Here is a 13,304-nt window from a genome sequence, read left to right as displayed (position 1 = left end):
GGAGCAGATCCGCGGGCTGCACCCCCGCAGTGCGCAGAGACGTTGATTAGTATTCTAGAAAGGTTCTACGCCTCGATTCTGTTACCGTAGACCCTTCAGACTTTATTGGAGAATAAGATTGAGCAACCCGTCCTTTGCAAAGCGCATCGCCGAGATGAACGCGATGTACAAGCTGCCGGCGCAGCCGACGCCGGCTCTGCCGGCGGACCCAGCCGATCGGCTGCGCAAGTTCAAGACAACCCTCCTGGATGAGGTAAACGAGATCGACGAGATCATCGCGGCCTGTGAAAGTAAGGCTGAGCCCATCGATGTGCTGGTCGCGGTCGCTGACCTGCTGGGTGACGTGATTGTCTACTGCCGATCAGAAGCGCTGAAGTACGGAATCCCACTCGAGGATGTCTTGAGCGTGATCATGGATAGCAATGAGAGCAAGCTGGGGGCTGACGGCAAGCCCATCTACGACAGCAATGGGAAGTTCCTGAAGGGGCCGAACTATTGGAAGCCGGAGTCGAAAATCAAGGAACTGCTTCAAGCGGCGATTGGCAGCGCCAAGACCTGACGCGTCAACCGGCCGTAGCGGTTGGGGCCGCGTCGTCGCCGCGGTCCACCGTCACTGTGAAGCGGTGCCAGAGATCCACTCCCGTCGACCGCTTTTGCTTGCGGCGCGGATGATCGAAGAGCAAACCAACTTGCTCAGGATAGACACTCGCAAAAATCGCTGACGCAATGCCGCAGGGCTTAGGGCCGATCGGCGCGACAAACATCCGTCTGTCGGTGCCGAGAGCGTCGCGTGTTCGCTCAAGGCACTCGAACGCCGCTTCCGGGTCGTTGGCCGAGCAGTAGTCGAGTTGCAGCTTGTGCTGCTCCAACGCCGGCAGGTGCGGGATGATAGCGTCGAGCTCCCACCCGGGATGGTAGGCGGGTATACCGAAAACCAGCTTGACGTCCTTCGAGGTGATCATCTGGTACTCTTCGAGTGCTCGGTCAAGTCTTTCAGGCTCGAAGCCCAGGAAGAAGACACCAGCTTCGACTTCCTCGCTGGACAGATCGACAATCGCGTTGGGGATGGCAACATAGCCGCGCGTCGGTTCGGACAGGGCGAACTGGTCGGCGCCTTTGCTAACCCGCGTGTATTCCCCCGGTTCGACGTAGATGATATTCACTGTCGTCGCGCCACTGGCCAGCAACGCGTTGGCGGCGCAGAACAGCTCCGCGAAGCCGAGCGTAGTGGCTTCCAGAAACACTTTGCGCCAGTCGTATCCACTGAGCAACTCAACTGCCAGGTCACTCGGTTTCGTTTCGCCGCCGACTGTAAGGGACATGTCTTCGACACCAAAACTGAGCATCACGCGGGCGTCCTTCGGCGCGCACCCGCATGCCGACTCACCGCGCTCATCAAGCTCCTCGCCGTGCAACAGGACGATGTCGTCTGGAAGACTGAGGTCGGCGGCGCTGCTTCCAGAGACTGAAAAGAACCGGACCCTCATGACAACAGCAGGCCGAGCTGAAGCGCATCGGTATCCGACAGCTGGCGCGCAAGCCCGCGCGCGAGATCGCGGTACTCATTCTCGTTGCCCATGATAAGCATGTGAAACTGCTCCACTGATATTTCTAGCTTGCGCTTTCGTCTGTAGCTGATCTGAAAGTATGGCGCGTAGATTGGATTCAGCTGATAGTCCACGATATCCTGGCCAACCCCCGATTTGGATTTGGTTTCCAATTGCTCGACCAAAACCCCGTGCCGTAGCGCCTCCGCGATGAATGCTAGCTCGTCACCCTGCAAAGGACGGCCGCCAGAGTTGATTGTGAACTGATTTTGCTCAGGCTCGCTCATCGCAGGGCTGGCTTGCAGTGCTCTGAAAATGCTTCCTAACCTGAGCACAAACACTCGTAACTGCTCGCCGAAACGCCCGAAGGTACGGATTTCCTTGATCAGCTGTTCGGAGGCGTCATAGGCCGCCCGGCATTGAATATCAACTGCATAGGGTGGTTCAATCTGATCGCGCAGCTCTGCGACCTCGAGAGTTTTGTAGCAAAGGATTAGAAAATTCCGAAGGTTGTTGTTCGACATCGTGCAAAGCGTGTCGAAGCCACTGTACAGCGGACATTCGCGGGCGAATGGCCGATACAGCTCCAAAATCGCCCCGAAGAGATTGTTGTGTATCCATGTGGACTCGAAGGAGCCTTTGCGGTTCTTGGAGAATTTCTTGAGCTCCGCCAGAACATTGTCTGGAAGCAGCGTTTCCCGGTTTAACAACGCGGGGAGCGTCACCAACGCTTCCGCAGGCGCACCTTCAAACAGGAAGTCCTCAACAGCCAAATTGCTCCTGCGATCCTTGAGTGCCTTGCTTATCCGGCGATAAAGGCTTTCCTTCAGCGTCTGAACTTGAAGCGCGTTCGCTGCAATTTGCTTGTCAGTGACGTCGGGAAATCGCGTGCGCATGTCCGCGACGACCTCCCTTTGGTACTGGGGCTTCTGGCGCTCGGCTAGACGTGCATGGGAACAAACAACGTCGAGCAACTCACTATCAAATCGCCCAGCCGCAATGTCCAGGTTGCCGAGGAAAACCTCGGCAAAGAATGGCATGGCAGCTCCGCTAAGCTCCAGATAGTAGTCGAGGTCAACCAACCGGTAGTCGTGGGTGGCGTTAATCGACTCGGGGCCGGACGTATCGTTGTTGGAGGGATGTTCCTTTGACGTGAAGTTGATGATCAGCGGTCGCTGGCTGTGTTTTAGGAACGAGTTCAGGACATGCCGCTGATATGGCACGAGGTTTTCGATTTCATCTACGTAAACAAAGACAGAAAGCGTTGCCAACGAAGCTTTTGCGCGGAGGTCACCCACCAACGACAAAATGAAGTCTCGCCCGGGTGGCAGGACGGGACAGTCCATCGCTTTCACATTGGAAACCCACGTCGTGAACTTGCGTCTTATCGACTCTAGGTATTGGACCAACTGCCGAACGCCTGTTGGCGCATCGTCCAAGTAGTCGGCGGCGCTAGGAAGCGTGAGAGCCGCGAGGTCGTCCGAATTAAAATTCGGAAAAGAACTGTTGGCAATGGCTTCGACCGCACGGAGCAACTCGGTGGCGATGACGAGCCCGAAGTAGCTTTCAAAGACGACGCTCCACTCGGTGTCCTCTATGCCTCGATGCTTGAGCGAGCTGCAGAACTGGGTGTCGACACGCCAGTAGATCCCGATATGGTCGATAGCGTCTGCAGGAATGTCCTTCCTGCGTTTCGAGAACGCCGTGTGGTAATCGAAATATTTCAGCAGCATGGTCTTGCCACAACCACGCTTGCCAGTGATGTAGGCCGACTTGGTGGCCGTCGTCAGTGCCAATCGGTCGAAATAGGGTGGAATAAAGAATTCACCCCATACATCGGCGTCATGTTCCTCGGCGCGCGTGCGCGCTAGCATGGAGGCGTTAATTTGCATGGTCAAGCTCACCGTTCAACCAGCGGCTTCCAACTCGGGGAGACGTCCCAAAGTAGCTGAATCGAATCATCCGGCACTCCGTGCTCAAACGCGACCAGTGCCCCGATATTGCCATAGCCGTTGCCGCCATTTCCGTTCGCAAAAGGTTGATTGCGCTTGTGCACGTCATCATAGACTTCCAGCGGGGATTTCTCATAGCTCCATTGCCCGGTCTCAATCCACTTTTGAGACAGAGATTGAAAGCACATGTCTGCGGTCAGGAGCTCGCCATAAATTAGCGGCACGTTCGGGAACTCCTTCTTTAGATGCTCGCAAGCCGTCTTGTGAGCCATCGCAACAGCGATCGCGACGCGCCCATGAGAAAAATCGATATCCCATCCCCGCAGGAAGTTCGCAAGCTGGACGCCTGTATATGTTCCGTCGTCTACGACGATGAATCGTTCATCTGGCGGCAAGACTTTGACGTCAGAGGGATACTGCTTGTCTATACCATACCGCTGGTTAATCAACCTGGCGATCAGGTCACCGCTCTTTCCGGGCTGGGTTGGCAAGCCGAAAGTCGGAAGCGACGGCGGACCGCAGTAGAAGGTCAGACCAGCGTGGCGTTTAAGCGCATCATTCCACGCAACGTTCTCCCGCAGGCCTAGCTGATCGACAAAGTGGATGGTCGCCTGTTTCAGGGCCTGCCGCATGGAAGACTGCAACTGCTCGTTAGTACGAAAAATCAGGTTTCGTAGGATCAGCCAGGCTAGTGTCTTTTCTTCCGGCGCTTGAAATTGTTTGACCCACTGCTTGATGCGCTCAACGCTAAGGGGGGACCGCACGCCTGTGCGACTAAGCCAGTGAACCGCCCGCTCGACGGAAAGCTGGTCGAAGCTACCGATTTGAGGAATCTGCGACATCGTGAGTCAGGTTAGAACTGAATCTCGAACAAGTTGGTCTTCGACATAAACCTTGCAGCCACACCATGCGCGGAAGAAGCCAGGGCATGCCTACCCAGATCGCTGTCGAAGAACCGATACAGGCGCTCGCGATGTTCATCCATCGCACGCAACGCAAAGATGCAATCGCTAATAACGCATGGTCCGTGAACTACCAAGGCTAGTCGGTCTTCAAGGGATCGGCCCACGCGAGCAAGCAAAATGTCGCCCGGCAGCGCCAGCCGGGCCTCTTCCAACATTTGCTGAGCTTTGCGTTCGCTAAGCGCAAAGCGCTTAGGCACGACCCTCACGGCGTGCTCGCCTAGCGGTTCTGAAAAGTCGCCGAGGTGGAACACCGGAGCCGGGAACGCTGAAATTGACGATGAACAGACTGTCCCTCGCACGACGTCCGTCAATGCTTGGCGTACGGACATCCGCATCGGCCCTTCGCCACTTCGCTGAGGTGACACGACTCGCGCATGAAAGGTGAAATCGAGCCGTTTGACAGCCGCTTCCTGCAGGATCTCGATCGGCACGCTGAGTTGCCCGTCGGAATCCATCTGCCTAAGCGTCACTTGATTCGTCTCGCCGGCGCTCTTAGACAGCACGGCGAGGTAGGTTTGAGCCTCAGTGCCCTTGAACACTCCACGCGGTAGCTGAACCACCTGCTCAATCAAATGTTGTCGAAGCAGGGTCTTTCGCACTCCGGAGAATCGTTCGGCGGTGATAAGGCCGTCAGGAAGGATCAGCCCAAGCTTTCCGTTTTTGCGCAATAGGCGCAAGTTCTGAGCAAGGAAGAGAAGGTCTGCGCCGGCGTCGTGCAGCGAGGCAAGCGTGCCTGACAATCCGGCATCCTCTAGAATTTTGCCAAAATCAGATCGCCACTTGGGCCGAATGTACGGCGGGTTGCAGACTGCCACGTCCACCGTGCCGGGAGCCAAGCCAATCTTGTCGGATAGCGCAGCGTCGAGCACGTCGTGGACATAATGACTGTGTCGGCGGCCGGTCCCGACCATGTCGGCATCCAGGGCCTTCGGAGCGCGGCTGTCGACGTCGACTGTCACCAACTGGGCTTTGTGCCAGCGAGTCGCGGCAGCGGTGCACAAGGAGCCAGAGCCAGAGCCCAACTCAAGAACTAGCTTCGGCTTGGCTACCTCGATCCTATCAACCAATGATTGGCTGACAATGGGCGTGGTGTAGTACCGCCCCCAAGGGTCGGATGTATGACCTGCTCGAGCCAGAACTTGACCCATACCACTTGTTGACGTAGCCATCTCCCTCGTCTGTCACAGCACTGTTATTCTGTGGAGTCGCTACAATTCCAGTGCGGCATGTCCGTAGCAAGACGTGCTAGTGTATCCTAGTTAATGCTCACGATCGGCGACCTCGCGCGCGTTGAACGTTGGAACTGCATTCACGCGTCCAGATTGTGACAACTTCTGCAGAACATTAATCGTGCATTGAAGCGAGCTTCGCTAAACCGCCCGGGCCATGGCACCCCATTGAGGGGCGCCCGGGATTCGAAAGGAGTCCGCCAATCCTCGGCAACCTGAAATCTTCAGCACCCCGGTACCCCGCTCTGTGCGAACGCCTTATCCGACCCGGAAAAACTCCACGCTCTGCCCCGCATTGACCGCCCGCTTGAGCCACGACGGCATCTCGCCCTGCCCGTCCCAGGGCAGCCCTTCCGCGTTGCGATAGCAGACCACCGGCGGTGAGGGTGGCAGCGGGGGCGGATCAAAGCACCCCGCCGCCTCCAGTTCCTCCAGTGTCAACCCATAGTCGGCCATCTGCGCCTGGATTCAGCGGATCGAGTCCGCCCGCTCAGCTTTTGCTGCCATCGTTGCCGTCATCCGAGTGGCCGGGCAGCGTCCCTGCGAAGGTATCGAATCGACATCGGCCGCGCGCCAGCGTCAGGTGATGTCCGCCGACGGAATTCCCTGCGGCCAGGCGCGCAGGGCTGATGCCCGTGTAATCAGCTCCAGGGCGCCGGGCGGGGAGGCCGAAGTCACCGCCATGAACTACGGCTTCATCGCTGGCAGACTTCCGACAATCTGGGCACCAGCAACGCCGCACTCATTCAACCGCCGGCCAACCGTTGCTGGATCGGTGAAGAGCGGCCCATCGAAGGTAAGGCTTAGCACAACCTGCCGCAGACGATCGATGATGCTCATCAGCACCGCTTCGCTCAGCAGGCGAGGACCGAAGCCAATGTCCTCTGCCCGGTCGGCTGCCGTGACATTGGTCGCAAACACCGGTACTGGCTTGGGTGTACCTGGGGCCAGCGAATCATCACACCACTGCATGCTGAGGACGAGTTGCGCTGCCTCTGTCTTGAAGATGGGCGCAGTCTTCTCGCTTTTCGCTTCAATGCAGAGCCCGCAGTCATCGAACAGCCAGAGAACATCCGGTCCCCGACCGGTCTCCTTCTCCGGGCGATTGGAGGTCGCGCCGAGCAGTTCGCCTAGTTCATGCAGACCACGCTCGACGACCTCTGCCGAATTGCCGTACGAAAGCTTCGCACGGACCTCGTCCAATCGCGCCACAGCTGCATTGGCAGAGGCAAAGCTGCTGAACGCCTGGCACACGGCAATTGCCTGATTGGTCAGCCGCGCGAACTTGCGATCTGCGACCTGCTCCGGTCGCGGAAACTTGGTGTTCGCTGCGAAGACGGCCTTGTACGTCTCCGCCGCTTGGGCGGGACTGAACTGATTGAGATACGTCGCAACCCAATAGAGGATCTCGGCCTTCTGGATAGGATGCAATTGGGACGCGTTCGCCGCCTCCCGCAAGCGGGTGACCGCCCCCTGGAAGTTCTTGGCTTTGGCCAGCATCCACGCTTCCCGCATCGCCACCGCAGCCGCTTCGAATGGAGTCAGTGCAGCTGGTCTGGGCTGCCTTGCCTGAACTTTGACGCGCACACGGTGCGCTTCCTTCCAGCCCTCATTGCGGCCCAGCAGGGCCTGCCCCATCTCCGCGATCACGGCGGAAATAGGCCTGCCCTTTCCCGCGTTCTGTGCAAGTTCTCGACCGAGATCCAGTTGCAGACGCGTCCGCGCTTCAAGAAGCGCGACGACGTTCTTGCGGCCGATGAATGCCGCGATGTCGGGGCCAACCAACAGGACCGCCGCATAGTCCGCGCTCGACCGGACTGCGCGCCCCAGTGCCTGCTCGAACTTGTTGACAGTTCTGACTTCGTACTCGGGACTGTCCTTCTGACGGAAAGCATCGGCTTGGTCGGTGATGCGCTCACCGCTCGGGATACCGTCGATCACCAGAATGCGGCAAGCGTCGTCGGGCAAGTCGACGCCATCAAAGCGCTGCGCAAAAACGACATAGTTGCCGATCGTGGTGCGAAGCCGCTCCAGTGCGCCGGCGAACTCGGTGTCCTGAGACAACGTGGCACCAGCATCGGTCCAGGTCTTCGCTTGTGCCGCCGAGGTTGTCAGCACGACGACGTTGGTCTGCTTGGAAAGTTGGGCGCAGACGGCGGCGATCTCCTCCTTCTTGCATTCTGCACTGATGAGGGATGTCGGCAGGATCATGCGCTCACCGGCCCCCTCATCTTCAGCCGGCTCGACAATGCGCCCGTACGCCGCTGGGTCGCAACCCAGCACGGCAATCAGCCCCGAGATATCCTTGATACTGGCCGACATGAACAGCCGGTGCTTGGCTCCGGCATAGGCGGACACCTCCTCAACCGGCGGGACCTGCAGCACAATTTCGGCGGACACGCCCGAAATGCAGCAGCGCGCCAGTTCGAGATAGCGCGCGATGTTTGGCCAGGTGAACCGCAGCGACTTTTCCGTCTTGTGAGGATCCAGTATCTGTGCCACCTGACCGCACACCTGTGCCCAGATCCAGTACGGCACTTCATACAGGGAAGCGACATCATTCTTCATGATGCCGGCCCACGTCGCAGCATCGGTTGGTTCGCACAAGGGCCTAAGCAAAGTCCGGAGCTGATCGAGACACTCTGCCGGCACTTGGACGGTATAGTACTTTCGCACACGTTCGGTGCCAGCATGCACGTCATCGAGCACGATGGCCGAGGGCCGGATCGCCTGGCTCTCGAAGACTGAGCCGCTTGTGAACAGCTTGTCGTACGTGCAAGCAAGAATGGCATCACCGCTCATGGCCGCGTAGGGAAGGCCGGTGCCAAAGGTGGAGACACTCACGCCAATTGCCTGCCCAGTGGCGACAACTTGTTCGACAAGCTGCCTTGTCGGGCACAGATAGACGACGGGCTCCCCCTTGTACTTGCGGCGCATCATCTCCGCATAGATCAGGCCGAGGATGGTCTTACCCGAGCCCGTGCTGAGCTTCATGATCACGTCGCGCTGTACGAGCTGCAGATCCAACGCAGCGAGCGCTGCAAGCTGCGCCGGGCGCAAGCCCGTATGGGTAGCCCTTCTATCCAGTTGCTTGAACAATTCGGCAAGCGTCGCCGGCACTTCAGCCGCCGTCGTCTTCGCCAACGATCCGAAATCAAACATCCACTGACTCCTTTATCCGATTCCTATTCCAGCCAAGCCGCCATTCGTGTGGGCCGTTCTGCATAGCATGAGCCGAGCAATGGACCCGTCCCGGCATCACCATAGCTGTCGTAGCCATGCCGCACCCCGCAACCGCTGCACATGGGAGAGCCGACTCATCGGTCCACCGTAAATCCCCCCTCGAAGGGCTCCGCGTAGCTGCTGTCCCTCCGGAGCGCGTTGAACTCGGGCATTTCAGAGAAGCGCACGACCTGCACATCGACCTGGCGGCGCCATTGCCCCAGTGAGCCGGATTGCACAGCCAGCGCAAGATGGCCCTTATGCTTACGCGACGGATAGCGAAAACCGATCGGTGCGCCGCCGTCGGCAAAGCTCGCCAGGACGTCGAACATCCGCAGGCCGAACCACTGACACCAGTCGTATTCGCCCTCGTGGATGCGATCATAAATGCCCAGCTTGCTGAGAACGGTGCCGTCAAGATCGAGGATGGGGATATCCGCTTGCACGGTGAAGGTCGCGATCAGGCCCGTCTCCGCAATGGCTCGGGGGATATAGAACGTGCCCGGCTGCGTGATGTCGTTCGTGCAGAAGCCGGATTCCCACAGTGCAGTCGTGAGATCCTGGGCGGCATACATCCAGTAGATCGGGTAACGCCCTCCCTCACCGGCCAATGCGGCGGGCGGTCCGAATCGGTAGGTGCGCTCCACGTGTGGCGGGATGACCGCGGCCGGATGCCGGACGGCGCGGACAATCCGGGTGCCGGCCGGCACGAAGACCACCGCGCCGTCCAGCGCCCGACGCAAATGGTCAAGGGTAGGAAGAGTAGCGGCAATCGAAGCCGGTACGACAAATTCTCTTGGTATCAACATCAACTGATCAGATCCGAACTGCGCGAGGACAGCGCGGCCAGCTGCGTGATCACCCTGCCCTGCCGCTCGCTTGCGGCTTGAGCAAGGTGGCCACGCTGCGCAGCAGTTAGCGCCGCTCGCGATTCGAACGCCCTGCCCGCCAGCAACTCGGCCGGCGTCAGGTCGTCGAAGGCGTCAACCGGCGTCACCCAGAACGCATGGATTTCGCTGCTCGGCAGGTTTTTCATCTGGCGCAGGACCGGAGTCAGCAACTCGGGCACCGGCGGCGCGAATTGCCAGGCCGGGAATGCGCGGCCAATCGCCTTGCCGCGGGGGGTGACACAATAAAAGCGTGCATCCTCCACCGCGCGATACAGCGTCGCCTGCGACATGGCCACCAGACCTTGCGCAATGACCTCCGAGGGCTTCAGATATGACACGGCGAGGCGGTCTTCGACTGCCGCCGCCGAGGCGGGGCTGGAGAGCGTTGCCGTCAGGCACTGGCGCACAATGGCCATTACGCGGGCACGCTCGCCAGCGTCGATGGTCTGCTCCAGTTGCTCGTCAATGTCGTGGACCAATTTCTCGACCAGTTGGGGGCCGGGTGCGACGGCAGCCGGCGCGTGAAAACGCGGTGTCATATCAAACTCCTTCAAATGACCGCAACCGGCGGGGCAAAGGCCGGGTGAATCGTCGCCTCCCGGTCGGCGTGGTGGCACGACACTACATGACCAGCGAGGAAGGACCGGACCTGAGCGGCCAAAGCAGAAAGGCGGTGCGTCCGCCGGGATTCCGCAATCGAGGCGCGAAGAGCGCTGCGCACAAGACGGCGAACGACTGCCGTCAATCTGGCCGGAACGTGTCCTCCCAGCAGGTCTAGATACAGGAGTGCGCGCGTCTCCCTGGTGTCATACCCGAATTCGACGACATCCCTCAGAAGTCGCCAGTAACGGTGGGCCACTGCGAGGCGGATGTTCGCGACCGGCGCGTCGGACGGCAGGCACCGTACTTCGGGACCCTCGCCCAGCTGGCCCACCAGGATGACGCGATTGACCTTAGGCTTCGCCGGCGTCTCCAGACCCGGATCCGCTTCCCCGCGCACCTCGGCGGCGATCTCGATCGTCCGCGGGCCGAGCAGCTTCCGATAAAGCGCACTGAGCGCGGCGACATCGGCCTCGTAGACGGGCTCGCGGTCGTCTGCTTTGTTCACCCCCGCTTCCCGAAGCCTCTCGAGAAGCGTGTCCGGCTCGATACGCATGCGGGCGGCCAGATCGGCCACACTAGAATAGGAACTCATGTCAGAGGCAGACGAACTGTGGATGATTCCCAGAGGCTACTCAATTTTCTCAACATTCGCAAGATTCTCACTGAGAAAATTTAGCAAACGTCATTTAGCGAAAGAGCTGCGCCGAACAATGAGTTCTATCATTCACAATCCGTCGCCGGCTCAAGGTTGACGCCGCTGACCATGGCCCGCAGCCGACTTTCCAGCATCAAGCGCAGACACGTTCGTGCCCCCTTGTCTTCCTCGACGCCCATCTCGAGCAACGTTCCCGCTCTGCGGCTAAGCAGTGGAGGTCGGGCCCGGCAAGTTCTACCCCGCGGGGTCTCCTGCGCCGTTGATCGAGGGGGCGATCCAAGGCGATGAGTTGCCGACCTATGGCAGAACCTGGCGCACCCGGCTACATGCCATGAGGTTTCCGGAATACAAGGGCGGCCTGAATTCACTACCGCCGAATCGGTGGCCAAGCCCACCCGAGAGTCGCCCCCGCCCTTATGCGCTGAAGAGCATAAGGGCGCATCTTGGCCGCAGGCCTTGAACGTTCGGCGTACCCTACCGGCAGGTTCCTCGCACCGATGCATTCACTGCCGTTCTCATCGTCCTCCGTGGCACTCGATCCACGGACCAGCGGTCGGAGTTTCCGTCTTCCGACGCCGACAAAGGAGGCCGACGTGCTGAGTCCGCACGAAATCGCCGCGCTACTGCTGATTGGCGATGCGCAGGGGATTGATGACCTCGAGCCAGATCAATTAGATGGCCAAAAACTGGTCACGATCGAGCGCGGACATGCCCGCGGCCATGCTTACCCTCGTCTGACGCGTCAAGGACAGTCCATGCTCGAGGCCGTGCGAAGCAGTCGGTAAGACTATCCCTGGGCCGAGGGCGGCGCAATTTCGTCGCGCCTTGCCCGGCTGGTTCCGGACTGCGGGCAACCGGTTCGGCACAACAACCGCTAGCCACCTTGGCATGGTCAGCGGACGATATCGTGCCTTATCTCTGTGCCCGGGCAACGCCAGCCTCACGTTCTTCCTGGCCCAGCACTGCAACTAACCGTCGCCAACCAGGAATGGCTGAAGCGGCAACGGCTGTAGCCGGTTCCGGTCGCTCGAGCAGCGACCCGGTCGGGCATCCGAAGGTCCGCTCGCTCAGTTGCGGAGCGTTCCGACCATCATTTTGGTGTCCTTAGTATTCGGACAGATAACCGGTACCGTACTTTCGCTCAAACTCGCTCATGTATTTTTTCCATAGACCAAGACGCTTCATTTCTTGGATACACTCCTCTCGATTTGACATCGTCGCTCGATAGCGGTCCGTTAGGGCGAAATTCAATACTGCCTCAGGAGTTTTGTAAGCATCAGATCGCACGATAGTCTCACTGAACATTGTGTGATGTGCTACCGACCGCAGGAACCCATCAAACCCAAGCGTACCTAGAAGTTTTTTGTTTGCATCCAGCGCGATCTTTCGAAGCAAATGAGAGCAGAGAATCGCTTGGGTAGGTTCGATAAAAACATCCTCGTTGATCACGTACTTTCGAAGACCGTTGGATGCCTTGTCCAAGAGGTTACTCACCAGCTTATGTACGTCTGCATCAGAAGAATGTTTGACAAGTGCGCGCGACGCACGCCCGTTTCGATGAGCGATGCAGTTTCGACAAAGTCGAAAGTACCTTACCACCTTTAAGATCGGATCGATCGACCTTCCGTCCCATCCGTTTTTGGCATAGAAAGCGCGCAGTCGTTCTTCCGAGTCGTCATCATCATCATTTTCTTCGCCGTCGTTAATATTTGTTTCCTCTATAATTGTCGGTGTCGCTTTATTCATTCCGATATGCCTGGATGACTCTGTGGCCGAATAAAATCGATGCAACTCCGCTTTCGTCCCGATGAGGAAGTCATCAAATGCTGAGAAGACAGAGATTAGGGCAAAGGCTGAGATGGAAGCGTGAGTTCTTCGCTGAATGTCTATTGACATATCTCTGACAGGCGGGGTATTCCAAGACGGATGCGCAAGCTTTATAAGATCGTGCAACTTGTCTGAATCCTGCGGCTCAGCCGAATGACGAACTAACAACAATGCGGAGGAGAGGGCTACCTTCAGGTAAATATTCAGATCTTCATGAAAATAATGGAAACCGCGATATGGGTCGAGTTGAGCATTCGATATATCAATCATTAGAGTTTTTCTGGTTGTTCGGCCGCCTGCAATATAGCCCTTGGCGGTGGCCCGATGGTAGGGGTCATCGTACTTTCCGTGCATTTCCTGACGACGACCTGCAGAAAGTGTCAATCTATCAATGACTTACAAATGCCACGTGGT

12 protein-coding genes are annotated in these 13,304 nt (G+C 58.5%); 2 read left to right on the top strand and 10 right to left on the bottom strand.

Going from position 1 to position 13,304, the window contains the following annotated elements:
• The first annotated feature begins 163 nt into the window (after positions 1-163).
• The gene (locus F7R26_RS36830; RefSeq protein ID WP_058697685.1) at positions 164-559 is read left to right on the top strand and encodes a hypothetical protein; all 396 of its coding nucleotides are present in this window, start codon (positions 164-166) and stop codon (positions 557-559) included.
• Between the two features lie 4 nt (positions 560-563).
• On the opposite strand, the gene F7R26_RS36825 is transcribed toward F7R26_RS36830, so the two are convergent.
• The 9 genes from F7R26_RS36825 to F7R26_RS41895 form a co-directional block, all read right to left on the bottom strand.
• On the bottom strand, positions 564-1,487 hold the full coding sequence (locus F7R26_RS36825; protein WP_058697636.1) for a hypothetical protein: 924 nt from the start codon (positions 1,485-1,487) through the stop codon (positions 564-566).
• Positions 1,484-3,439: an ORC-CDC6 family AAA ATPase gene (locus tag F7R26_RS36820; protein ID WP_070940829.1), complete on the bottom strand. Its 1,956-nt coding sequence runs from the start codon at positions 3,437-3,439 to the stop codon at positions 1,484-1,486. Before F7R26_RS36820 ends, F7R26_RS36825 begins: the two co-directional genes overlap by 4 nt.
• Before the next feature lie 8 nt (positions 3,440-3,447).
• On the bottom strand, positions 3,448-4,341 hold the full coding sequence (locus F7R26_RS36815; protein ID WP_058697634.1) for a phosphoribosyltransferase-like protein: 894 nt from the start codon (positions 4,339-4,341) through the stop codon (positions 3,448-3,450).
• An 11-nt stretch (positions 4,342-4,352) separates the two neighbouring features.
• On the bottom strand, positions 4,353-5,612 hold the full coding sequence (locus F7R26_RS36810; RefSeq protein WP_158577654.1) for an HsdM family class I SAM-dependent methyltransferase: 1,260 nt from the start codon (positions 5,610-5,612) through the stop codon (positions 4,353-4,355).
• Positions 5,613-5,951: 339 nt separating this feature from the next.
• A complete protein-coding gene (locus F7R26_RS36805; RefSeq protein ID WP_233528051.1) occupies positions 5,952-6,149 on the bottom strand; it encodes an H-NS family nucleoid-associated regulatory protein in 198 nt (65 codons plus the stop codon).
• Positions 6,150-6,380: 231 nt separating this feature from the next.
• The gene (locus F7R26_RS36800; protein ID WP_058697632.1) at positions 6,381-8,855 is read right to left on the bottom strand and encodes a DEAD/DEAH box helicase; all 2,475 of its coding nucleotides are present in this window, start codon (positions 8,853-8,855) and stop codon (positions 6,381-6,383) included.
• 155 nt (positions 8,856-9,010) lie between these two features.
• Positions 9,011-9,724, bottom strand: coding sequence for an RES domain-containing protein (locus tag F7R26_RS36795; protein WP_116318646.1), 714 nt, complete (start codon positions 9,722-9,724; stop codon positions 9,011-9,013).
• On the bottom strand, positions 9,724-10,344 hold the full coding sequence (locus tag F7R26_RS36790; RefSeq protein ID WP_058697631.1) for a hypothetical protein: 621 nt from the start codon (positions 10,342-10,344) through the stop codon (positions 9,724-9,726). The genes F7R26_RS36795 and F7R26_RS36790 overlap by 1 nt, the downstream gene beginning before the upstream one ends.
• 11 nt (positions 10,345-10,355) lie before the next feature.
• Positions 10,356-11,000 carry a single-stranded DNA-binding protein gene (locus F7R26_RS41895; protein ID WP_081050237.1) on the bottom strand — a complete coding sequence of 215 codons (645 nt, stop codon included), beginning with the start codon at positions 10,998-11,000 and terminating at the stop codon, positions 10,356-10,358.
• 656 nt (positions 11,001-11,656) lie between these two features.
• Between F7R26_RS41895 and F7R26_RS36780 the strand changes: the two genes are divergently transcribed.
• Positions 11,657-11,848 (top strand): hypothetical protein, encoded by a 192-nt coding sequence (locus F7R26_RS36780; protein WP_081050236.1) that lies wholly within the window; start codon positions 11,657-11,659, stop codon positions 11,846-11,848.
• Between the two features lie 319 nt (positions 11,849-12,167).
• Here the strand turns inward: F7R26_RS36780 and F7R26_RS36775 are convergent, their stop codons facing one another.
• Positions 12,168-13,160, bottom strand: a complete 993-nt coding sequence (locus F7R26_RS36775; RefSeq protein ID WP_150984231.1) for a hypothetical protein — start codon at positions 13,158-13,160, stop codon at positions 12,168-12,170.
• Positions 13,161-13,304: the final 144 nt, after the last annotated feature.

The organism is Cupriavidus basilensis (assembly GCF_008801925.2).
Classification (GTDB): Bacteria; Pseudomonadota; Gammaproteobacteria; order Burkholderiales; family Burkholderiaceae; genus Cupriavidus; species Cupriavidus basilensis.
Note: the sequence above shows the minus strand (reverse complement) of the source record. Positions and strands in the feature narration are given on the sequence as shown.